Raw genomic sequence first — 22,055 nt, forward strand, 5'->3', positions numbered from 1 at the left:
ATGGAGATATGACATCCTATGTCCTTCGGCCAATGACGGCTGCCATGCCCGACATCGAACACGTGCTGGCGGTCCGCGGCACCGGCGGCTACCGGCAATACCGGATCCCCGCCCTCGCCGTCTCGCGGGAGGGCACACTGCTGGCCGGCTACGACGGCCGCCCCAACCTCGATGACCTGCCTAACCCGATCGACCTCCTGCTGCGGCGCAGCACGGACAACGGCCGCACCTGGGGCGAACAGCAGGTAGTGAGGACGGGTGGCGGCCTCAACGGCTACGGCGATCCGAGCCTCCTGGTTGACGTTGAGACCGGCCGGATCTTTATGTTCCACGCCGCCGGAACGCGCGCAGGATTCTTCGAAGCGGCGACCGGGCTGGAGCCCGATGACGGTGTCCAGCACTGTGACCTCAGCTTTTCGGACGACGACGGCCTGACCTGGCGGCACCGCAGGATCACCGCCCAGCTCAAGGCGCGCCCGCCCGAACACTCTGCCGGAAACCCTCCCGGCCCGGCCATCACCGGCATCTTTGCGGCGGCGGGACAGGGCATCCAGGTCCACACCGGCCCTTACCGCGGCCGGCTGGTGCAGCAATATGTGGTCCTGGCGGGCGGTGAGATCATGGCCGCCTCCGCCTACAGCGACGACCACGGCGAAAACTGGGCCCTAGGCGAGCTCATTGGCGCCCGGACACACGGCCATGCGCCCAACGAAAACAAGGTGGCGGCCCTCCAAGACGGCCGGCTCCTGCTGCACAGCCGCGGCACACCGCGCCGCCTTGCCGCACTGTCCGACGACGGCGGGACCACCTGGAGTGCCCTGCGTCCGGTCGAGGACCTCCCGGACCCGGGCGACAACGGCTCACTGGCCCGCTTCGACGGCCTTCCCGCCCTGGCCGCCGCGGCGGACGACACCACAGGCGCCTGGCTGCTGGCCACCAACAACCATGACACGTCGCTGCGGCGGAACACGGTGCTCAGCCTCTCCACCGACAACGGGCTCACCTGGCCCGCGAAGCTGGTCCTGTGCCCGGGAAGCTCGGCGTATTCGACGGCGGCGCGGCTTCCCGACGGCAACATCGGCGTCCTGTACGAGCGCCAGGGGTACCGGGAAATCGTGTTTGCCTCGATCCCGGCGGAACAGCTCACGTCCTGCCTCCCCGCTGGCGCTCTTCCCGGGTCCGAGGGCGGCGGGAGCTCCCTGCGTTCCGGGCCGGAGCCGCACGGCGGCGCTGGCGGCCGCCTCGAACCCGGCGACGGACTGGTGTTCGACATGGTACTGCGTTCCATCACTCCCGGCCGCCCGCCGGTCTGGCGGAATGTGGGGGAGTTTCATGTGATGGCGCCCGGCGGCGATGGCTGGGGCGTCCACACATGGAAGGAAATCGGGCAAGGTTACTCGGCCGAGGCGGCGCAGGTGATCGGCACCCGGGAGGCGCAGGACCTGAACTACGGCCCGATCATTCCTGGCTACAAGGCCGGGGACATCCTCGCCTTCACCGGCAGGGCACGCAACGGCGGATCGACGCCCCTCGCCGGGGTCCGATTGTCCGGGCCCGGCTCCGAGGCCTTCCCCGTGGCGGACCTTGGCGCCGGCGAGGAGGTCCTTTATTTCACACCCACGTACACCGTCACCGGCGCGGATGCCGCCCGCGGCTTCACGGACGTCGCCTACGAGGTGGCCGCCGAGCGCGTCGGCACTGCCGAGCGCCGCCGTCGGACCTTCAGGTTCAACACGGCCACCGGCGACGTCACCGTGCGGTAACGGGGAGAGCATCCGGCCAAAAACCCGCAGGAAGTGAGAGGGCGCGGGGAGGGGGATCGGGGGATTGGCGCTTGACACTTGACGCGGGGATGTGATGGCCCTTACAGTCGTTCTACGAGCATCGGACGTCCTACATCCGATAAACACCCTGGAATGGCGAGGCATCTCATGAACACAACCCTTAAGAACCTGCCGCTGGCTACTGACGCCAGCCGCCGTGGCTTCCTCAAGCTGACCGGCGCTCTGGGCGCGGCAGCGGCTTTCACCACCTCCCTTGCCGCCTGCGGAGCCCCCGCCACCACAACGGCCGGCGCCACCTCCAATACGGCTCCGGTCAACAAGGACCTCATCATCGAGGCGGGCATCTCCTATGCCCTCTCCACCGGGTTCGACCCCATCTCCTCCTCCGGCGCCACCCCGCTGGCCGCCAACCTGCACATCTACGAGGGCCTCGTGGAACTGCATCCCGCCACCCGCGAGCCGTACAACGCCCTGGCCGCCGCCGACCCCAAGATGGTCAGCCCCACCACCTACCAGGTGGCCCTCCGGGACGGCGCCGTCTTCCACGACGGCACCCCCGTCACGGCCGAGGACGTGGTCTTCTCCTTCACCCGCGTGCTGGATCCGGCCAACAAGTCACTCTTCTCCCAGTTCATCCCGTTCATCCAGGAGGTCAAGGCGCTGGACGCCAAGACCGTGGAGTTCACCCTCAAGTACGCGTTCCCCGGTTTCGCGGCCCGCATCTCCGTGGTGAAGGTGGTGCCCAAGGCGCTGGCCAACTTCCCGCTGGGCTCCGAGCAGCTCAAGGCGTTCGACGCCAAGCCCGTGGGCACCGGCCCCTACAAGCTGGTCTCCGCGGTCAAGGACGACAAGATCGTGTTCGAGGCCAACCCGGCCTACAACGGCCCGATGCCGGCCCTGGCCAAGGGCATGACCTGGCTGCTGCTTTCCGACGCCGCCGCCCGCGTCACCGCCATGCAGTCCGGCCGCGTCCAGGCCATCGAGGATGTCCCCTACCTGGACATCGACGGCCTGAAGTCCAAGGCCACGGTGGAGTCCGTGCAGTCCTTCGGCCTGCTGTTCCTGATGTTCAACTGCGCCAAGGCTCCGTTCGACAACAAGCTGGTCCGGCAGGCCCTGCACTACGGCCTGGACAAGGAATCCATCATCAAGAAGGCGCTGTTCGGCAACGCCAAGGCCGCCAGCTCCTACTTCCAGGAAGGCCACCCGGACTACGTCAAGGCCAAGAACGTGTACGGCTACGACGCCAAGAAGGCCGAGGAACTCCTCAAGGAAGCCGGCGTCACCAGCCTCGAATTCGAGCTCCTCACCACGGACACCGCCTGGGTCAAGGACGTGGCTCCGCTGATGCTCGAATCCTGGAACAAGATCCCCGGCGTCAAGGTAACCCTAAAGAACCTGCAGTCAGGTGCCTTGTACACGGACCGCGTGGGCAAGGGTGACTACACGGTGGTCGCCGCCCCCGGTGATCCATCCGTGTTCGGCAACGACGCCGACCTGCTGCTGAGCTGGTTCTACGCCGGCGACACCTGGATGAAAGGCCGCGCCTACTGGGCCTCCACCCCCGAGCGCGCCAAGCTGATTGACCTGATGGCCAAGGCCGGCCAGTCCGCCAAGGACGAGGCCAAGAAGCTGACCGGTGAAATTGTGGACCTCGTGTCCGAGGAACTGCCGCTCTACCCGGTCTTCCACCGCCAGCTCCCCAGCGCTTGGGACTCCAAAAAGCTCAGCGGCTTCAAGCCGCTGCCCACTACCGGGGTTTCCTTCGTTGGCGTCGGCCGCACGGCCTGACGCACACCCCTAGCCACACCACCCCCAGCCACTCAACCGGAGATTACATTGGTCACGATATTGCGCCTTCTGGGCCGCAGGCTCGCAGCACTGCCCCTGATGGTCCTGGGCATCACGCTGCTGGTCTTCCTGGTCCTGCAGGCCGCCCCGGGCGACCAGGCCAGCAGCGCCCTGGGCGACGGCGCCAGCGAGGAAGCCAAGGAACAGTACCGGCAGGACAACGGCCTGAACGATCCGCTGTTCCTCCAGTACTTCCGTTTCCTGGGCAAGCTGCTCCAGCTGGACCTCGGCGTCACCACTCCGCCGGCGAAGTCGGTGGCCAGCATGATCGGCACCGCGTTCCCGCTGACCCTGCAGCTGACCTTCCTGGGCGTGCTGATCGCCGTGGTCCTGTCGCTGGCCTTCGGCATCCTGGGCGCACTGTACCGGGATAAGTGGCAGGACCAGGTGGTGCGCGTCTTCTCGATCGCCGCCGTGGCCACGCCGTCGTTCTGGCTGGGCATCCTGCTGATCCAGTGGTTCGCCCTCGGCTCCAGCCCCTTGTTCCCCTCCGGGGGAATCGCGACGCCGGAATCCGGCTTCGGCGGCTGGCTCAACTCGATGGCGCTTCCGGCCCTCGCGCTCGGCATCCCGGTCTCGGCCTCGCTCATCCGGGTGGTCCGCACCTCGATGGTGGAGGAACTGGACCGGGACTACGTCCGCACCGCCATCGGCAACGGCGTGCCCTACCGCGAGGTGGTGTCCAAGAACGTGCTCCGGAACGCACTCGTGACTCCGGTGACCGTGCTGGGACTGCGGATCGGCTACCTGCTGGGCGGCGCCGTCGTCATTGAAATGATCTTTGCGCTGCCCGGCATGGGCCAGCTGATCCTCAACGGCATCACCAACCTGGACGTGAACCTGGTCCAGGGCGTGGTCCTGATCATCTCGGTCACCTTCGTCCTGGTGAACATCGCCGTTGACCTCCTGTACTTGCTCATCAACCCCCGAATCAGGACGGTCTGACCCATGCGCAGCAAACTCGCTGAACGCCTGAGCGCCCCGGGAATCCGTTTCAAGGCCCTGCCCTGGAGTTCCCGCCTGGCCCTTGTTTTCCTCACGGTGATCGCCGTTGCCGCGATCTTCGCTCCGGTCATCGCCCCGCACGATCCGCTGGAATCCTTCATTCCGGCCACCCCGCCGGGCGCCGAGCACTTCTTCGGCACCGACCGGCTGGGCCGCGACATCTTCTCGCGCCTGCTCTACGGCTCACAGTCTTCGCTGCTGATCGGCCTCGGCGCTGTGGGCCTGGCCGTGGTGGTCGGAGCCCTGCTGGGATCGCTCGCCGCCACGTCCAGCAAGGCCGTGAACGAGCTGATCATGCGCCTGATGGACATCCTGATGGCGTTCCCCGGCATCGCCCTGGCAGCCGTCCTCCTGGCCGCCTTCGGCAACACCGTGCCCACCATCATCGTGGCCATCGCCGTCATCTACACCCCGCAGCTGGCCCGCGTGGTCCGCGCCAACGTGCTCTCCCAGTACGGCGAGGACTACGTACGGGCGGAACGGGTGATCGGCGCCGGCCGCTTCTACATCCTGCTCAAGCACATCGTCCGCAACACCGCCGCGCCCGTGCTGGTGTTCGCCACAGTCATGGTGGCCGACGCCATCATCCTCGAGGCCTCGCTGTCCTTCCTCGGCGCCGGCGTCCAGGACCCCGCCCCGTCCTGGGGCAACGTCATCTCCTACGGCCGCAACCTGGTCCTGTCCGGCGGCTGGTGGGCCACCACGTTCGCCGGCCTCACCATCCTGCTCACCGTGCTGGCCCTGAACATCCTGGCCGAAGGCCTCACAGACGCCATGGTCAACCCGAAGCTGCGCCGGGCGCCGGCAGTGAAGGACGACGACGGTTCCTCCGCTGCGGTCCCCGCCACCGCCGTCGACACCGAGATCGGGACGTCCGTGGCGCAGGGATCCGTCGTGGAACAGCACGAGCTCGACGGCGTCCGCGCCGCCTCGGGTGATGCGGCCCCGTTTGCCGGTGGTGCCGGAGGTTCCGGCGGTTTTGGTGCCGGTGTCCTGCACGACCCGCGCACTGCCATTGCCAACCCGCACGCCCTGCTGGACCAGGAGTTGAAGCTGCTCGCCGCCGTCGAGCACGGCCGCGCTGACCGGCTCCCGCAGGTGCCGGCCACCGCCCGCACCGTCCTGGAAGTCCGGAACCTGTCCATCCGTTTCCCGGGCCGCTTCGGCGACACGGCGATTGTGGACAACGTCTCCTTCACCGTCCGAGAGGGCGAAACCATGGGCCTGGTGGGCGAGTCCGGCTGCGGCAAGTCCATCACGTCGCTGGCCATCATGGGCCTGCTGCCCAAGACCGCCAAGATCTCCGGCTCCATCACATTCGACGGCAAGGAACTGCTGGACCCGGCAACGGGAAACAGCAGCGCCAAGGCCTACCAGGGGCTCCGCGGCGAACAGATCGCCATGGTCTACCAGGATGCGCTCAGCTCGCTGAACCCGTCCATGAAGATCAAGGACCAGATGCTGCAGCTGACCCGCCGCGGCGGCCGCAAGACCCCCACCGAGCTGCTGGAAATGGTGAAGCTGGATCCGGTCCGCACCCTGGCGAGCTACCCGCATGAGCTCTCCGGCGGCCAGCGCCAGCGCGTCCTGATTGCGATGGCGCTGTCCCGCTCGCCCAGGATCGTGGTGGCCGACGAGCCCACCACAGCCCTGGACGTCACAGTGCAGAAGCAGGTGGTGGACCTGCTGAACGAACTGCGCGAGCAGCTCGGCTTCGCCATGGTTTTCGTCAGCCACGACCTCGCCCTGGTGGCATCGCTCGCGCACCGCATCACCGTGATGTACGCAGGCCAGGTGGTGGAATCCGCGCAGGCGTCCGAGCTCCTGCAGAACCCCAGGCACGAATACACCCGCGGCCTGCTGGGCGCCGTGCTCTCCATCGAGGCCGACGCCGTCCGCCTGCACCAGATCCCCGGCACCGTGCCTGCGCCGCAGGACTTCGCAGCCGGCGACCGTTTTGCGGCCCGGTCCCTGCGGGCCGACGCCGACCCCAACCAGCACCTGGTCCTCACCTCCGTCAGCGGCGATTCCGACCACTACTGGGCCAGCCACCTGAAGGAGGACGCACAGTGAGCGTTTCCACCGGCAAACCGGTCATCGAACTGAAGGACGTCAAGGTCCATCACCGGGCACGTACGGGCAGCCTCTTCCGCCCCAACATCGTCAAGGCCGTCAACGGCGTGGACTTCACCATCAGCCGCGGCGAAACCGTGGGCATCGTGGGCGAGTCCGGCTGCGGCAAGTCAACACTGGCGTCCGTGCTGGTGGGACTGCAGGCCCCGACTTCCGGCGAAGTCCTGTTCCACGGCAAACCCGCCATCAAGCGGAACGCCGCCATGCGCAAAGAATTCGGCCGCGCCGTCTCGGTGGTTTTCCAGGACCCGGCCACCGCGCTGAACCCGCGCATGACCATCCAGGACATCCTCACCGACCCGCTCCAGGTCCACGGCATCGGCAACGCGGCCAGCCGCGCCGCCAAGGTCAAGGAACTGCTGGCGCTCGTGGGCCTGCCGCACTCCGCCGCGGGAGTCACGCCGTCGCAGGTTTCAGGCGGACAGCGCCAGCGCGTGGCCATCGCCCGGGCCTTGGCGCTGGACCCGGACATCATCGTGGCGGACGAGCCGACGTCGGCCCTGGACGTCTCCGTCCGGGCCCAGGTGCTGAACCTGCTCTCGGACCTGAAGACGCAGCTCAACCTGGGGATGGTGTTCATTTCGCACGACATCCAGACCGTCCGCTACGTGTCCGACCGCATCTGCGTGATGTATTTCGGCGAAATCGTGGAGGAAGGTCCCGCCGCGCAGGTGTTCGACCACCCCCGCAACGACTACACCAAGAAGCTCCTCGGCGCCGCGCCCAGCCTGCTGCACACCTGATTTCCCCACCCTTTCAACACCCTTTTACCCACCCCCATCATTGGAGTTTTTCCGTGTCTTCCCAGTTCCAGGGCGTTATCCCGCCGGTTGTCACCCCCCGCCACGCTGACGGCAGCATCGACACCGCGTCGCTGCAGAACCTCACCAAACACCTGCTCGACGGCGGCGTGTCCGGACTGTTCGTCCTGGGCTCCTCCGCCGAGGTGCCGTACATGACCAACGCCGAGCGTGAGCTGGTGGTCTCCACCATCGCCGAGGCCAACGCGGGGGCTGTCCCCCTCATCGTGGGCGCCAACGAGCAGACCACCAACCGCGTGATCGAGGAAGCCCGCAAGGTTATCGACCTTGGGGCCGACGCCATCGTGGTCACCTCCATGTACTACGCCATCGGCAACGCGGAGGAAACCGAAACCCACTTCCGCACCATCCACGCCGCCGTCAGCAAGCCGATCTTCGCGTACGACGTCCCGGTCCGCACGCACTTCAAGCTCCCTACCGACCTGCTGGTCCGGCTCGGCCGGGACGGCGTGATCGCCGGCGTCAAGGACTCCTCCGGCGACGACGTGTCCTTCCGCCAGCTGCTCCTGGCGGCCCGCGGCATCGACAACTTCGACATCTTCACCGGCCACGAGGTAGTGGTGGACGGCGCCCTCCTCGGCGGCGCCCAGGGCGTGGTGCCCGGCCTCGGCAACGTGGACCCGCGCGGCTACCGCAACCTGTTCGATGCCGCCCAAGCCGGCGACTGGGCCAAGGCCGCCGCCGAACAGGACCGCTTGGCCGACCTCTTCGAGATCGTCTACACGCCCAACGGCCGCGTCTCCGGCGGAGCTGCCGGCCTCGGCGCCTTCAAGACCGCCCTGCAGATCATGGGCGTCATCGAATCCAACACCATGAGTGTTCCGATGCCGGCACTCAACGAAGACGAAACAACGGCGATCAAGGTCATCCTCGAACGCAACGGGCTGGTCTAGGTTCGCGCTGGCCGGGGCGCGTCTGAGGGGTCATTTTGCCGTCCCTTAGACACCTCCCGGCGCACCTCTTCGGTCGCTGGGCGACCTACGCGATGCTTTGGTCGGCGATGCGGGACTACGCAAAACAACCCTCAAACGCTTGGTGGGCATGTCACCTTGGCCGTCCGGTGATCGAGCCTGTCGAGATCCCCTGTTAGGAAGAAAATGATGTACGCGATTGGTGTTGACCTGGGTGGCACCAAAACAGCTGCCGGGGTTGTTTCCGGGGATGGGGAGGTCCTGTTTTCGGAGACCATTCCTACTCTCAACCGCGACGGCGGGACCGCAATTCTCGACGCTACGGCTGCGCTGGTTTCGGGGCTGATTTCCCGGGCAGCCGCTGCTGGGATCGCCGTCGATCGTGTTGGGGTTGGTTCTGCCGGGGTCATTGACGCCGGCCGAGGGGTGGTGGTTTCGGCGACCGACGCGATCCTTGGCTGGGCCGGGACGGAACTGACTGCCGGGATGGCCTCGCGGCTGGGGTTGCCGCCGTCGTCCGTGCAGGCCGTGAACGACGTCCACGCCCATGCCCTCGGCGAGGCCCGGGCCGGCGCCGCCGCCGGGACGGCGAGTTCGCTCCTGGTGGCCTTCGGCACCGGCGTCGGAGGCAGTTTTGTCCTTCACGGCGAACCTGTTCTGGGCCACCGCTTTGTGGGCGGGCACGTGGGGCACTTCACTTCCCCGTACGCGTTCGACGGCGGCACCCCGCTCCCCTGCGTCTGCGGCGGTTCCGGCCACGTGGAGGCCATCGCCTCCGGCCCCGCCGTGCACGGGTCGTACCTTCGCTTCGGCGGGCGGGCACCGGCAACCGACGCCCGGGCCGTCTTTGCCCTCGCCGCAAACGGCGATGCTGCTGCTGTCAGGGCGATCCAAGTTGGAGCTGCAGCGGCCGGGCAGGCCGTGGGCGGGCTCGCCAACGTCCTCGACCCGGAAGTCGTGGTGGTCTCCGGCGGCCTGGCCGGCGCCGGCCCGTCGTGGTGGGAGCCGATGGAACGATCCCTGCGTGCCGAGCTGCTCCCCTCACTCGCTGATTTGCCCGTGCTTCCTGCCGACCTCGGCAACGCCGCCGCCCTGGTGGGCGCCGCGAGCCTCGTCCTCACCTCCACCCCTGCGCTCCAAAGGAACTAACCCTGATGCTGACCCCCGATGCCCTCGAATCCCTCCGCGGCCGGCTGATTGTGTCCTGCCAGGCGTACCCGGGCGAACCCATGCGGGACCCGCGTACCACGGGCCAGGTGGCGGCGTCGGCCGTCATCGGCGGGGCTGCGGCGGTCCGCGTCCAGGGGCTGGCCGACGTGCAGTCCACACGCACCGCCGTCGAGGTCCCCGTAATCGGGCTGTGGAAAGACGGGCACGACGGCGTTTTCATCACTCCCACACTCCGCCACGCCCTGGCCGTGGCCAACGCCGGCGCCCACGTAGTGGCCGTGGACGGCACGCGCCGGGTCCGCCCGGACGGCCTGACCCTGGCCCAGACGGTGCACGGGCTCCACACCGAATCGCACGCCCTGGTGATGGCTGACTGCGGCTCGTTTGAGGATGCCGCTGCGGCCGTCGATGCCGGGGCGGACCTGATCGGAACCACCCTGGCCGGTTACTCCGGCGAGCGCCCCAAGACGCAGGGTCCGGACCTGGCGCTGTTGGAGGAAATCGCTGCCGCCGGGTTCGGCGTGCCGCTGATCGCAGAAGGCCGCATCCACACCCCCGCGCAGGCGCGGCAAGCCCTCGACGCCGGGGCATTCGCCATCGTGGTGGGCACCGCCATCACGCATCCGGCCACCATCACGGGCTGGTTCGCGGCGGCGCTGGAGTCCTGAGCTAGCCCCTTCAGCCGATATAGGAGACGAGGTCTTCGCAGAAGTCGCGTTCCAGCGTGTCCATCTGCCCATGTACCGCCGTCTCTCCGAGGAACTTGATGAACTCGTCGTCGGTCGGGTCAGATGGCGTGCCGCCGTGATCAATAAGGACCTCGGCCCTGAACAGGCCCGTATCCATGAACAGAAGCTCGCCATCAGGGCCGTAGACCTTTTGGACGCCAGAGTTAGCGAACTCGAGCGTCAGCGTGCCGTCGCCGTTGTCGGTAATCTTGTGGTCCCGGCCCTGGCCAACCCGGGTGACTGTCAAAGTCTCCCCGTTCAGCGTGTTCGTCCACATATCGGTGGCCCGTGTCGGACCCCCTCCGTAGGCGAAGCCGTCGCCGTGATGAACGAAGAGGAATTGCCCCTCGGCATTCCATTCGTGCAGCACCGGGAAATCAACGACGCCCGCGCAGAACTCGGGGTCCGCAACCTGCGCGATTTCGCTGCCGGAATCCACGAAATGGTCGTGTTCGAGTGGCTTCGCCGCCGCGGGTACAGCGGATGCGACCGCGATTCCGACCGTGGAGATGAGTGCTCCCAGGGCTGCGAGTACCTTGTGCTTCATTGCATCCTCCTCAATTGGTGGCCCGCAGCAGCGAGCCAGAGATCATCTGTTCGTTGCTTGCATCCATCTTGGCCGTGACCCGCACACGCCATGACTTGCTAGGCGGGTGGATGTGATGTGCCCCGTTAAGGGAAGGGGCATCTTGGGCTCCGCGCTGCCACTGTTCACAAGGGGCACCTCCACGCACAAGAGATGTGTCCGTAGCCCAGTCAGCGGAGTCTTCTGATGGGAAAAACGGTACTCTCAGGAGGCACCTGGCACCAGAGTTGAAAGGGCGCTAAGAGGGGCGCCGCGCCTTAGAGTCATAGGGATCCGATACCGACCCGGGAGACTTGTGGCCCTGGACTGGACCAGGCTAATCCAACGAGCCGCGAAGCAGGGGCTGACGGCCTTTATGGAACGCCGGGGCGCGCCGGGCGAGACAGGGCGGCCCGGCGTCCACAACGCCGAAGGCTGCTAACGTTCGAATCAGCTTGGAACCCGACCAGGCCGGTGGCCTCGGGCGGAGGGCACCGGCAGTTTGACGGGGAGCATTCAGTGCGGATTATGTCCCCGACCTGCGTGTGAATTCGGTTGGGCTTGGGTTGCGGCCTTCTTGCCTCAGGGGTCCCTCGATGGAGCCGTAGTTGGTTCAAAAGCCCGAGGTTGCCGGTCAGATCATGTGTGCTGCTTATTGTTTGGCCATTCCAGTAATGCAGTTCCTGAAATATGGTGATAGGCACCACCCGATACGCGAGTGGGTCTTCGGTCCGGGTCACAAACTTTAATGGTTACCCCGGCTGACGAATAGATACCGCATTGGTCCATGGGAGCAAGAGGTAGGAACTATGATCCTTGCCGGCATCGGCCCGGGAGCCACCTCCCTGGCTGAGATGTCATTCTTGCCTCCCACCCAACTAGGCGGGGCCGTGGGGATGAAGAATCAGCATTACCGTCCGTAAACGCACGAAGGAGATTCTCATGTTGCTTTGGATAGCCATCGTCATTGCAGTTCTCTGGCTTCTGGGCCTGCTCACTAATATTGGCGGCGGGCTTATACACATACTTTTGGTTGTCGCCGTGGTCGTCTTGGTCTTCCATTTCCTCCGTGGCAGGTCCCGCGTCTGAATACCGAGCCATATTCCGCCCACTGCAGACGCCGAAGTGTGAGCCGCAGGCGGGTTCTCGCGGAGAGAGGGTGCGGCCCCAAATCGCTCACCGTTGTGCGTATTTTGAGCGCGGAACCCGACAGCTGGCCGCATTCTGCTGGGGGCTCTTCGCAAGGCTTGCCGCTAGTTCTCAAGGGAGGCATTTGAATGCGAGGGGTGCCCCACGTCGCCGCCTCGCCCGGGCTGGATTTTAGTGCGCCGCTTCGTATTTCTCGACGATGTCCGACTGGATACGGCCGCGCGTATTTACCTTGAGACCGTATTCGATTGCCCACAGCCGAACCGCTTTTGCGTCCGGAGCACCAGTGGATGAGAGGTGGAGCGTAGGCCGCGATAACCCGATGGAGACGCCTTTTTGGTCGCAGGCTGACATGACCACGTTTATCGGCCAAAAGTGAGGCTAGTGACTAGCCGGATTTCAGGCTGTATCTAAGCAATGAGAACGGTACCGCTGAGCGAAGCCAGGGACAAGCTTTCCGCGCTTGTAGAGGAAGCCGACAAGACGCATGAGATCATCCAGATCACCCGTCATGGGCACCCCTCAGCCGTGTTGATGTCCGCCGACGACCGGGAGTCCCTGCAGGAAACGATCCACTGGCTCTCGCAGCCTAGAATCCGCGAAGACCTGTACCAGGCCCGGCGCGACATCGCCGAAGGCAATACGGTCAGCGGCGATGACCTGCGCCGTGAATTTGGACTACCTCCGAAGTGACCGAGCAACCATCCAACGAGCACGGGCCATGGAAAGTCGAAGTCACCAGCCTCGCTGAAGGGATTTCGCCGGCCGTCAGAGAAGGCTGCCGCCGCTATCGTCTAATTCGTCACCGGTGTCCTGGCCGATATTCCCTACCGGCTCAGCAAGCCCCTCACCAACGAACTTATTGCCCCGCGCACCGCACGCCGTGGTGACTATCGAGTGTTGTTCACCCTCGATATCGAAGCGTCACCCTGTACGTCCATCGCATCGAACACCGGTCTGACGTCTACAAACCGCGTTCGAAATCTTCCAAGTTGTGCCATTTGGGCGCCTCTCACCCGGCTCAGGCAGACGAAACGCCGATAACCCACGTTACGTCAAGTAGTTTAGTTGAACATTCAACTAAACTCTTTTTAGCATATCATTCACCGGCCTTGCGGGCAGCTTGACCGAGCCATCAGGAGCGCGCCCTTGCTCGGTCCACCTATCCAACCTAGTCCTTCAAGCCACGGGAAACTTGAGCCAATACTGAGAGAATAGAGCCCGGTTATTGATAATCGTTCGCAATGATGAAGACCTGCTGCGGCAGGACTCCAGCTCACCTTCCTGAGCGTTTACGTTGGCCAAGCCGGTTCAGCAATGCACAGGGAGCCCGACAGAACGGACGAAACATTTGGCAGCCCGACGCCGACCGACTTCCACCCCGACTACGCTCTACCGCCTCACAGACGTTACCGAGTTTCGCAGCGCCATCCGTGCGAAGTACCTGGATATGGAGGGGTTCAACGTCCAGGAATGCGCCGTTGGCGATCGCCCAGCCTTGCTCGTCCAAGGACACGTTGAAACGGAGCGCGCCAAATGGGCCGGACGCGTAAGTGAGCTCATCGACGACGAGGTGAATGCCCGAAACACGACGGCCGCGGCGGTGCTGCTTATCGAAACGGCGGATGGCGTCACATGGGCGCTGTCATACGGCATGGGCTTCTTCCTACTAGACCAGGCGTTCATCGATCCGGGATTCGGACAGCGAATCGCCGTCCGCGTAGCCGATACGGAAAATCTCAACTCCCTGACACGCAAGACAATGGATGACCGGGCCAAAGTGGATCGCTCATCCATCCCATCCGGGGCCCAACTGCGTGGCTTTGGCATCGGGGGGTTCGGCGAGCTCGTGACCCGCCTCGTGGCAACAGCTGAGATTCCTGGACTGAGCATCGGCAAGTCTTTCAAACTGCGTGGAGCAGATGCCCTCAGCGTGCCCCTTGCACAGAATCCAAGAGGACTCTTGTCGGACCTGGCGGCAATCGAGGCCGTTCTAGCCAAGCCCGCACTCAAAGAACTTGAGGTCCTAGAACAGTTGGTGGCCATCAAGAAAACGAGTGATGTTGCCGTCAGGCTTGATGGGTTGTTGGCTGCAGCCCTGGTAGATCCTGCCAACAACAAAGTGGCGGTCGCGTGGCCGCACGAGAATGTCGACGAAAACGGAACCCCGGAGTCTTTCGTTATCAAGGGCCGGGGCTCCAGGACGGTGCGCGCCGGCATTCCAAGCCTGGAGGACATTATCGGGGCACTCGCACCGAAGAGCATCCTCGGTTCACTCGAGCGCGTAAAGATTCAACTCTTCAGCGACACTGATGGCGAATCCGCCATCAGTACCGACATTGCTCTCCGCAAATGGGTGGCGTTCGAAACATCTCTTGATGACAAGCGATACTTCCTGCATGACGGCGTCTGGTACCTCATGGACGCTGCCTACGCAGACCAACTCGAAAAGCGTGTCCAAGAAATTTTTGATCGCCAGTGGACCACGAAACTTCCTGCCTGGCCTGAAGACGCTGCTGGAAACGAGTGCAAGGAAAAGGACTACAACGTCATCGCTACCGAAGCCTGTGGCGGTATCCTCTTAGACCGGAAACTCATATATACGAAACAGAGCCGGCGAGGCTTTGAAACATGCGACATCCTGACACCCGACGGAACACTCGTGCATGTGAAAAACATCGACTCATCCGCCCCCGCGAGCCATCTCTTTGCGCAGGGGCACAACTCGGCTCACACGCTTATGTCTGACAGCGATGCACGAGAAAAGTTCAGGGCACGAATCGTGACAGCCGGCGGGGACCCAGCACTCGTCAAATTGAAGCCGCCGGCTGTCGTCTTCGGAATCGCAAGACGCCACGGCAAACCATTGACTGCTCGATCCCTATACAGCTTCAGTCAGGTCACGCTCGTCCGAACCGTTGACGAATTGGATGCGCGAGGTATTGACGTTTTCGTTGCCCCCATCGAAAACGGCCCCCCGGGCATCTAGCCATTTCCTTCATGCAATCCCCTTTGCCGGGGAGTCTTGGCACACCAGGACTCCCCGGCAACAGGCGGGGAAGTCTGTCACGACGGAGTCTTTCAGTCCTCCGTCGCGGACCGAGCCTAGTATGAACTTGATTACCGGCCCAAAAGAATGCGATTGAACAGGTAGAGGGGTGCAAGATGATCTGGAAGCCAGAACGTGAGACACACGAGCCTGCGGATCCTGTTGATTGGCCGCACGGACACGTCGCCGTCACACGCGTGGACGTAGTAGGACACAAGCGCCAACAGCTGACAACAGAAGATGTCAACGTTTCACTCACCGAAGCAACGGAAAGCGAATGCATCGCCATCGACCTCGCCGGCACCAGGCATTTCCTCCATTCGACCACCGCGCGTGAACTCAGCAATATGCTGCAGGATCTCAACGGGCTGCCCGTCGCCATCACGATCCATGGCGTCGAACACAGCGCCGGCGGCGCAACAGCCCGCGTATTGAGCAAGGCCCTGCTCGCTCGGATCAACGAGTGGAACCGAACCGCTATAGCCGGAGGAGCCCTGCCGGTCTGAACCTGAAACCAGGCGGCCTCCCACGGGTTGCCGCCGACCCAAAGGCACAGTGATGAATCAGAACGAAATCGACGGCCTGGCGCCCGACATGGAAATGTCGACCAAAGAGGCCGCCGCCTACCTCAGCGGTCCAGTGGGCTATGCCCTGAGCACCAAGGCCATGTACGGATTGAAGTCGCTGGGCCGGGGCCCCGTGACCGAGAAGCGAGGTCGGAACCTGGTCTACCGCAAGTCCGCACTTGATGCGTTCCTCGTCGAGAATGGCACGAACCCATTGGCGTGGACGGCCGGTGTGTGGCGGGACGTTGCAGACCAGTACGAGGCCGCTACTGCCGGTCACCCAGACCTTCAGTCCGAGGAACTCCTGGAAACACTGAGAAGCCGGGACAAAGACGACTGGGACCCTGACGCGGCAAGGTAACGGCTCAGCTAGGCCCACTCCCCCTGCTGCCTACCCGACAACCCTCTTGACAATCATTGCCCATGAGCCCCTAACCAAATTGACGAGCGGATCCGGCGGTCTTGACTTTCTTCTGGGACAGGCCTAGAACTCAACCTGACAGGACGAGAGTCGGAGGCGCCGGTGACGGGACAACGGATCGGGTACGTGCGGGTGAGCACGCTGGACCAGAACGAGAAACGCCAGCTCGAAGGCCAGGTTCTGGACCGGGTCTTCACAGACAAAGCCTCCGGCAGGGACACCGCCAGACCAGAGCTCACGGAACTAATGCGGTTCGCCCGCGATGGGGATACCGTGGTTGTGCACAGCATGGACCGGCTCGCCCGGAACCTCGACGACCTGCGCGCTCTCGTCCAAGGACTGACCCGCAAGGGCGTGCGGGTGGAGTTCGTCAAAGAGAGCCTGGTCTTCACCGGCGAGGACTCCCCCATGGCCAACCTCATGCTCTCCGTCATGGGTGCCTTCGCAGAATTCGAACGCTCCCTCATCAGGGAGCGCCAGCGGGACGGCATCGCCCTGGCCAAGCAGCGGGGCGCCTACAAAGGCCGGAAAAAGACCCTCACACCGGAACGGGCAGCCGAATTGGTCCAGCGTGCCGGCAGCGGTGTCCCGAAAGCCGTTCTTGCCCGGGACTACGGGATCAGCCGGGAGACCGTCTACCAGTACCTGCGGCACGCCAAGCTGGGGTGACCTCTTCCCTGCGGGCGCCCCCGTTACCCTGTGGCCGAAAGACGGAAACCTGACGGAACGCTCATTATCGGCATTCGATCAGGGCAGCCATCAAACGAAAGAATCGCTCATCTGATTGCCGCCCTGCTGCCGCGTAAGCGGGCCGATCGTTCAGCTTGTCAACGACGCTTGCCCTTCTTCTTTAACCGTTTCGTTGCCCGACGCGCCGAAGGCGGAATGGGCGGGATTCGCTGACCCACTGGCTTGAGTCTCATGTCCGCGATGAGGCCATCGAGCTCGGAATCACTCTGTGGAACCGCATTGAGGTAGAAGGTGTCTCGCAAGGAGCCCTGCTCGTCGAAGACCCAGCCATAGGCGCGATCTGCTTGCAACTGGTACTGCTTGACCTTCGCGTAGAGTTGCAGCCGTTTCTTGACGTCGATAATCGGGGCGCCAGAGGGTCCCGTGGCCATGAATAGCGTCGAGAAACCCCACATGCCTGCAAATCCGGTCATCGCGTCGTGGTATATGCCGTCCTCGCGGGTAGCTCGCGCGCAAGTCTTGATCATTGACAAGACGCGCGTCTGCCCTTCGCCGGCTAATGCGAGAAGGTCCGCTCCACAGCGGAACCAACCGGGTTTGCCTGCCAAGTTAAGTTGGTCGATCAGTTCGAGGATTTCAACCGGCGCGTTCATAGAAGGCTTGGCAGGGTGTTCATCATGCGGCAGCTTGTCGCGGTTCATCCAGGCTGTCAGGTCGGCACAGTTGTCGCTGACCATGGTGCCCACGGCCGAGCGCGTGTGCCGACGGCGTTCGGCCTTCGTGACCGCTGGCAACGTTGGATGCGTGGCCTTGACCTCCTCGGGATCCGCCTCGATATAGAGATCGGCAGAGAGGAACAGCATGTAGAGGTCGAGTTCGTCCAGAGCGCGGTAGTAGGTGGTCACGGGGCTGTCGGTGCGTCGCCTCAAGTAGAGCAAGAACTCTGACGGACGTTCGCCGATCTCGGCTATGACGGCGAGATCGTGGAGCGATAGAACCAGCGGCGGCCTGTCCTTGGGTAGGATCCCCGCGTGCTGGAGATCCGCGAGGTTAGTGCCGAGCGGGCCGATGTCGTCGAGCACTACAACAAGAGTCCGTACCTCGCGAATGTTCGATAGGTCCAGCCAAGTGGTGGGGCTCTCCCAGATTCCGTGATTGGTTTCGAGGAGGTCGCGAATGCGGGTGGCTTGGCGCGCGCCGTCCCCTAGCGTGGCCTTGAGGTCGTTCGTCAGGCGTCGCACATCGCCGCGTCGAGCCTGGTCGGCGATCGACTTCCCCTTCACTTCTACGACGATTGCGACGTCGTCTATTACGAAGAGCACGTCGCCTTCAACATCGTCGCCGGATTTGCGAGGGGTCGTATTGTGGGCTCCGAGCTCGTATGCAGAGACACCCGTCTTGGGGGCAAGGTAGTGGTAGCCTTCCCGAAAGGCCCGGGCGCCGAGAACAGTCTCCAGATAGTTCTTGGCGAGTTCCTCACTGACGGGCTGCCGGGCCTTCTGGTCATACCTGCGCACATCGGGGGAATTGGGAGGAAGTGCGCGCTCGAATATCCGTCGGAGGACGTCTAGCCCGATCTCATTAGATGTGAGTGCAAAGTTGTCGTGTCCGTCAGACATCAACGGTCGCACCAAGAACGGATTATTGCCCATCAGGAGATCGAAGACTCGCTCCCCTGGGCTTGCCGAGTCGTCGAACTGCTGAGCAAACGAGGTGAGGACCTTCCTCGCTGTCACGACATCCAATCCCGAGGCGATTGCGACGTCGGACGACGTAATGATGGACCGATCGGCGGGGAGGAACATGAAGGGGATCATCCCGGCCATGAACTGTTCCATAACCTCGCGAGGAACGTCCTTGGGGTCGAGGTGCTGGTGCGCCATCAGAAGATTACCGGTCTCGTCCCGGAGGCGTGTCATGCGTTCAGCAGAGATGTCATTCATCGCCGATCGCACTGCCACTAACTCGCGATACCCGTAGCCAAGGTGCGTCTGCATGAGGCTGTTCGAAACTGTCGTCTCGAACAGCGTGCGGTCATGTCGGTCGCGGATGTGGTCGTATTGAAGGTTCCGAATGTTCAGCACAGCGCCCTGGTACTCGCTGGCCAGCCGACCAAGCGGGTCAAGGTGGAGTCCGCCCTCAACCAGCTGACGGTAGCTAGCTATCCGGGCAAGCCTGACGCAACGCTCGTGCAGGTTCGAGATCACCTCGTGCGGCCTCGTGTCTCCCCGGGGGATGGGATGTGGTTTGCGCGATGGCCTCGCCAGTAGGACAGCGGCGATGATCTCCACCGGCAGGGACGCGCCGCCGGGCGGGGCGACGCGGGGATCGGGGACGATGGAGAACTCCCTAATCCGCATTAACTCAACGACATCAAAGGCGTCAGCGTCCGCGATCAGATCAACAATTGCGGCCACCTCCTTCTCGATGCACTCCCGCATGATCGCCCGTGCATCCGAGGGGGTCCTGCAGTTGCGGAAAGAAAGGAGCTCATTGACGGAGTCATCAAATGACTCCGGATCGAAATCGCCTATTACTCTTCCCAGCGAGTGAAAGGTAGACATGCCACGCTCCTGACCTAGGGATTACGAGCATAAGTTGGGCCGGCGACAATCGTAGGCGCGCCGAGCCGGTAGTCGCTCCATTCGGCGTCTACGTGCCTCCTCTGACACGCCTATAGTGAAGGGCCCTAGCGGGATCTACTCACCAGCGCACACATGGGCCCGAGCTGACAATAGCTTTACAGAATCACGGTTATCGGCTGTGCAGCTTCGCAGGGACTTAGGGAGGCTGACTAGCAGTGAGGCTCAGGCTGCCGGACGAGGGACTGCAGCGCCCGTTGATCCGCGGAGAACAAACTCAGCGAGGAGGGGTTCGCCGGACGCCATGTGGTCTGCGGCGTCTGTTGCGGTCAATAGCAGAACTGCTTCCTCTCCCGCTAAGGCGAGTGGCGTACGAATCGTCGTGAGTGGCGGGGAAGTGAAGCGTGACCCAAATATGTCGTCAAAGCCTATGATGCTCAGTCCTCCGGGGACAGGAACGTTTCCCTCGCCGCAAGCAAGAAGCAGGCCGATGGCCATCAGGTCGTTGTAGGCGACAACCGCAGTCGCGCCCGTTTCCAGGATGTCGTGCAAACTCTGGCGGCCTCCTTCTACGGTAGGTTCGGCGGGACTTGTGGCTACCACGGAGATCCCTGCCCGCGTTGCCTCCTCCTCTAGCAGCCTGAGACGATGGCGACTCATCCAAAGGTTTATGGGCCCTGCGAGAAAGGCTACGGATACGTGACCGAGCGCTCCGAGGTGGTTCACGGCATCCCGGATGCCCGGTTGCAATTGTGGGACGACCGAGGGGACGCCTGCCAAAGTCCGATTCACGAGGACTACATTTTTGTGTTCACTAATGGCACGAATCTGGTCCTGCTCTAGCCTGGAGGATGCGAGGATGATGCCATCCACCGTTGGCAGCAACCTCCCGACTGCTTCTTGCTCAATGCTGCTCGATCCGTGAGTTTCAGCGATCACGAGCGTTTGCCCTTCGCGGGCAGCTCTCCGCTCTGCTCCGCGGACAAGGTCAAAGAAGACCGGGTTTGTGATGTCAGATAAGACCAGAGCAAGGGTGCCGGTTCGACCCGTTGTGACGAAGCGAGCCATCGGGTTGATGCGGTAGCCCAAGGATTCGGCAGCAGCGCGGATGGCCTTTTCGGTCGCCGGCTTTACCCGACCCGGTTTGTGAAGAGCACGCGAGATGGTCGAGGGGCTGAACCCGGTCGTGCGGGCGATGTCGTAGATTGTTACGGCTGGTTTCCCCCCTGGGGCGGATGCAGGCACATGCTCCGGGGACACGAGAGTCACCTTTCCCGACTGTGAACGTGAACGTAGAACATGCTCCATGATTTCACAGGCAGTGGTGCATACAACGAAACCAACTCGCATTACCGGCAACCTGTTTCAGTCAAGACCACGGTCTGAAACTCTTGCGGTCAACGACCTGCCCGCAAGAAGGCTGGAACCGCATTTCATCGGATCCACCTCCGTCAGTAAGCACGGGGCGGCCTGTAATCTGGAGAAATTGCAACCGGTTGAAAGCAGGCTGTGCTGCCTAAAGCATTAATTTGGGCCACGGGATCCATGAAGGGGAATAGTGAGCGAAGAGGACGCGGACTCAGGAGTCTTGCTGCCCCATAACCGAAAGCAACCAGTATCAATCTATGACATCGCCAAGGAGGCTGGAGTCAGCCCGTCGACTGTCTCCAGGGCGCTGAGCAAACCCGGGCGAGTCAGCGCGAAAACGGAAAAACATATCCGTGATGCAGCTGCGGCCCTGGGCTACAGCATCAATCCGCTGGCGCGGGCGTTGCTGACCGGACGGACAGGCACATTGGGCCTCCTCCTGTCGGATATCACAAATCCGGTCTACTTTGATTTGGTTCGTGGAGCAGGGCGCGTTGTCTCCGCTGAGGGGTACACGCTCGTGCTGGCCGAGTCCCAGGAATTGCCGGGTTTGGAAGCTCAGACTGCCGAACGGCTTCTGAGTTTAGTTGAGGGGCTTGTGCTGGTTGGAACACGATTAAAAGAGGAAGAGATCCTCCGACTCGCAGAGCGCAAACCCGTGGTGCTGGTTAACAGGGAGGTCCCCTCCCTTCCGCACGTGGTTCCCGACATAACTCCTGGAATAAGGGATGCAATAGCTCACCTTGCCAGTTCCGGCCACCAGTCAGTTGCTTTCCTTTCGGGGCCAGCAACGTCGTGGATGAGTGCGTGGAGATGGGAGACTGTGATGACTGAAGCCCTGCAACGCGGAATGAACGTGGTCGAAATCGGACCGGGCAGCCCCACCCATGAAGGCGGAGCAGAGGGTCTCAGACGTGTACTCGCGTCCGGCGTCACTGCTGTGCTTACCTACAATGACTTAATGGCGATTGGGCTACTGACAGCATGTCAGGAGGCAGGCATTGCCGTACCTGAGGACTTGAGCGTCGTCGGCTTTGACGACATTTTCGCATGTGATTTCACTTCGCCGCCATTGACGACTATTCGAACTCCGCTGGGATCGGCTGGGGAGGATGCCTTCCGCCGCCTCATAGCAACCGTGAAAGGGCTTGAGGAGCAGGGGCCGTCTGACCTCACCACGGAGCTAGTCATCCGAAAGTCCACAAGCTATCGTCGCCAGATTGGGCAACTCGGCCCGCATTCACCCTGAGCCTCTTGGATGG

At 63.3% G+C, this 22,055-nt stretch carries 19 protein-coding genes; 15 read left to right on the top strand and 4 right to left on the bottom strand.

Features of this window, described 5'->3' with window-relative positions; all coding sequences use genetic code 11:
- The first annotated feature begins 8 nt into the window (after nt 1-8).
- The 8 genes from ABV518_RS08745 (at nt 9) to ABV518_RS08780 (ending at nt 10,343) form a co-directional block, all read left to right on the top strand.
- On the top strand, nt 9-1,763 hold the full coding sequence (locus tag ABV518_RS08745) for an exo-alpha-sialidase (protein ID WP_367766543.1): 1,755 nt from the start codon (nt 9-11) through the stop codon (nt 1,761-1,763).
- A gap of 168 nt (nt 1,764-1,931) precedes the next feature.
- Nucleotides 1,932-3,575, top strand: a complete 1,644-nt coding sequence (locus ABV518_RS08750; RefSeq protein WP_367766544.1) for an ABC transporter substrate-binding protein — start codon at nt 1,932-1,934, stop codon at nt 3,573-3,575.
- Between the two features lie 48 nt (nt 3,576-3,623).
- A complete protein-coding gene (locus ABV518_RS08755; RefSeq protein ID WP_131132216.1) occupies nt 3,624-4,580 on the top strand; it encodes an ABC transporter permease in 957 nt (318 codons plus the stop codon).
- 3 nt (nt 4,581-4,583) lie between these two features.
- Nucleotides 4,584-6,713 (top strand): dipeptide/oligopeptide/nickel ABC transporter permease/ATP-binding protein, encoded by a 2,130-nt coding sequence (locus ABV518_RS08760; protein ID WP_367766545.1) that lies wholly within the window; start codon nt 4,584-4,586, stop codon nt 6,711-6,713.
- Nucleotides 6,710-7,516 (top strand): ATP-binding cassette domain-containing protein, encoded by an 807-nt coding sequence (locus ABV518_RS08765; protein WP_367766546.1) that lies wholly within the window; start codon nt 6,710-6,712, stop codon nt 7,514-7,516. Before ABV518_RS08760 ends, ABV518_RS08765 begins: the two co-directional genes overlap by 4 nt.
- A gap of 53 nt (nt 7,517-7,569) precedes the next feature.
- Nucleotides 7,570-8,487 (top strand): dihydrodipicolinate synthase family protein, encoded by a 918-nt coding sequence (locus tag ABV518_RS08770; RefSeq protein WP_367766547.1) that lies wholly within the window; start codon nt 7,570-7,572, stop codon nt 8,485-8,487.
- A 204-nt stretch (nt 8,488-8,691) separates the two neighbouring features.
- Nucleotides 8,692-9,654, top strand: coding sequence for an ROK family protein (locus ABV518_RS08775; protein WP_367766548.1), 963 nt, complete (start codon nt 8,692-8,694; stop codon nt 9,652-9,654).
- A 2-nt stretch (nt 9,655-9,656) separates the two neighbouring features.
- On the top strand, nt 9,657-10,343 hold the full coding sequence (locus ABV518_RS08780) for an N-acetylmannosamine-6-phosphate 2-epimerase (RefSeq protein WP_367766584.1): 687 nt from the start codon (nt 9,657-9,659) through the stop codon (nt 10,341-10,343).
- Between the two features lie 10 nt (nt 10,344-10,353).
- Here ABV518_RS08780 and ABV518_RS08785 read toward each other — a convergent pair whose 3' ends face one another.
- A complete protein-coding gene (locus ABV518_RS08785; protein WP_367766549.1) occupies nt 10,354-10,950 on the bottom strand; it encodes a hypothetical protein in 597 nt (198 codons plus the stop codon).
- 960 nt (nt 10,951-11,910) lie between these two features.
- Here ABV518_RS08785 and ABV518_RS08790 point away from each other — a divergent pair.
- Nucleotides 11,911-12,057: a lmo0937 family membrane protein gene (locus tag ABV518_RS08790; protein WP_367766550.1), complete on the top strand. Its 147-nt coding sequence runs from the start codon at nt 11,911-11,913 to the stop codon at nt 12,055-12,057.
- Nucleotides 12,058-12,288: 231 nt separating this feature from the next.
- Here ABV518_RS08790 and ABV518_RS08795 read toward each other — a convergent pair whose 3' ends face one another.
- Nucleotides 12,289-12,471 (bottom strand): histone-like nucleoid-structuring protein Lsr2, encoded by a 183-nt coding sequence (locus tag ABV518_RS08795; protein WP_367766551.1) that lies wholly within the window; start codon nt 12,469-12,471, stop codon nt 12,289-12,291.
- A 63-nt stretch (nt 12,472-12,534) separates the two neighbouring features.
- On the opposite strand from ABV518_RS08795, the gene ABV518_RS08800 reads away from it, so the two are divergent.
- The 5 genes from ABV518_RS08800 (at nt 12,535) to ABV518_RS08820 (ending at nt 16,822) form a co-directional block, all read left to right on the top strand.
- Nucleotides 12,535-12,810, top strand: a complete 276-nt coding sequence (locus tag ABV518_RS08800) for a type II toxin-antitoxin system Phd/YefM family antitoxin (protein ID WP_367766552.1) — start codon at nt 12,535-12,537, stop codon at nt 12,808-12,810.
- Nucleotides 12,811-13,468: 658 nt separating this feature from the next.
- Nucleotides 13,469-15,106, top strand: coding sequence for a DUF6119 family protein (locus ABV518_RS08805; protein ID WP_367766553.1), 1,638 nt, complete (start codon nt 13,469-13,471; stop codon nt 15,104-15,106).
- Nucleotides 15,107-15,282: 176 nt separating this feature from the next.
- Nucleotides 15,283-15,672 carry a hypothetical protein gene (locus ABV518_RS08810; protein WP_367766554.1) on the top strand — a complete coding sequence of 130 codons (390 nt, stop codon included), beginning with the start codon at nt 15,283-15,285 and terminating at the stop codon, nt 15,670-15,672.
- A 52-nt stretch (nt 15,673-15,724) separates the two neighbouring features.
- Nucleotides 15,725-16,093, top strand: coding sequence for a hypothetical protein (locus ABV518_RS08815; protein WP_367766555.1), 369 nt, complete (start codon nt 15,725-15,727; stop codon nt 16,091-16,093).
- Between the two features lie 162 nt (nt 16,094-16,255).
- Nucleotides 16,256-16,822: a recombinase family protein gene (locus ABV518_RS08820; RefSeq protein WP_367766556.1), complete on the top strand. Its 567-nt coding sequence runs from the start codon at nt 16,256-16,258 to the stop codon at nt 16,820-16,822.
- Between the two features lie 158 nt (nt 16,823-16,980).
- On the opposite strand, the gene ABV518_RS08825 is transcribed toward ABV518_RS08820, so the two are convergent.
- Entirely contained in the window at nt 16,981-19,407 is a 2,427-nt protein-coding gene (locus ABV518_RS08825; protein WP_367766557.1) for a hypothetical protein, read from the bottom strand.
- A 243-nt stretch (nt 19,408-19,650) separates the two neighbouring features.
- Nucleotides 19,651-20,775: a LacI family DNA-binding transcriptional regulator gene (locus tag ABV518_RS08830; RefSeq protein ID WP_367766558.1), complete on the bottom strand. Its 1,125-nt coding sequence runs from the start codon at nt 20,773-20,775 to the stop codon at nt 19,651-19,653.
- A 208-nt stretch (nt 20,776-20,983) separates the two neighbouring features.
- On the opposite strand from ABV518_RS08830, the gene ABV518_RS08835 reads away from it, so the two are divergent.
- Entirely contained in the window at nt 20,984-22,042 is a 1,059-nt protein-coding gene (locus ABV518_RS08835) for a LacI family DNA-binding transcriptional regulator (RefSeq protein WP_367766560.1), read from the top strand.
- Nucleotides 22,043-22,055 lie beyond the last annotated feature (13 nt).

It is taken from the genome of Arthrobacter sp. HS15c (assembly GCF_040812005.1).
In the GTDB taxonomy this organism is placed as follows: Bacteria; Actinomycetota; Actinomycetes; order Actinomycetales; family Micrococcaceae; genus Arthrobacter.

Bases quoted from the DNA above. Each gene is read 5' to 3' on its own strand.
- ABV518_RS08745 (WP_367766543.1), top strand. From the start codon at position 9: ATGACATCCTATGTCCTTCGGCCAATGACGGCTGCCATGCCCGACATC.
- ABV518_RS08750 (WP_367766544.1), top strand. From the start codon at position 1,932: ATGAACACAACCCTTAAGAACCTGCCGCTGGCTACTGACGCCAGCCGC.
- ABV518_RS08760 (WP_367766545.1), top strand. From the start codon at position 4,584: ATGCGCAGCAAACTCGCTGAACGCCTGAGCGCCCCGGGAATCCGTTTC.
- ABV518_RS08775 (WP_367766548.1), top strand. From the start codon at position 8,692: ATGATGTACGCGATTGGTGTTGACCTGGGTGGCACCAAAACAGCTGCC.
- ABV518_RS08785 (WP_367766549.1), bottom strand. From the start codon at position 10,950: ATGAAGCACAAGGTACTCGCAGCCCTGGGAGCACTCATCTCCACGGTC.
- ABV518_RS08790 (WP_367766550.1), top strand. From the start codon at position 11,911: ATGTTGCTTTGGATAGCCATCGTCATTGCAGTTCTCTGGCTTCTGGGC.
- ABV518_RS08795 (WP_367766551.1), bottom strand. From the start codon at position 12,471: ATGTCAGCCTGCGACCAAAAAGGCGTCTCCATCGGGTTATCGCGGCCT.
- ABV518_RS08800 (WP_367766552.1), top strand. From the start codon at position 12,535: ATGAGAACGGTACCGCTGAGCGAAGCCAGGGACAAGCTTTCCGCGCTT.
- ABV518_RS08810 (WP_367766554.1), top strand. From the start codon at position 15,283: ATGATCTGGAAGCCAGAACGTGAGACACACGAGCCTGCGGATCCTGTT.
- ABV518_RS08815 (WP_367766555.1), top strand. From the start codon at position 15,725: ATGAATCAGAACGAAATCGACGGCCTGGCGCCCGACATGGAAATGTCG.
- ABV518_RS08825 (WP_367766557.1), bottom strand. From the start codon at position 19,407: ATGTCTACCTTTCACTCGCTGGGAAGAGTAATAGGCGATTTCGATCCG.
- ABV518_RS08830 (WP_367766558.1), bottom strand. From the start codon at position 20,775: ATGCGAGTTGGTTTCGTTGTATGCACCACTGCCTGTGAAATCATGGAG.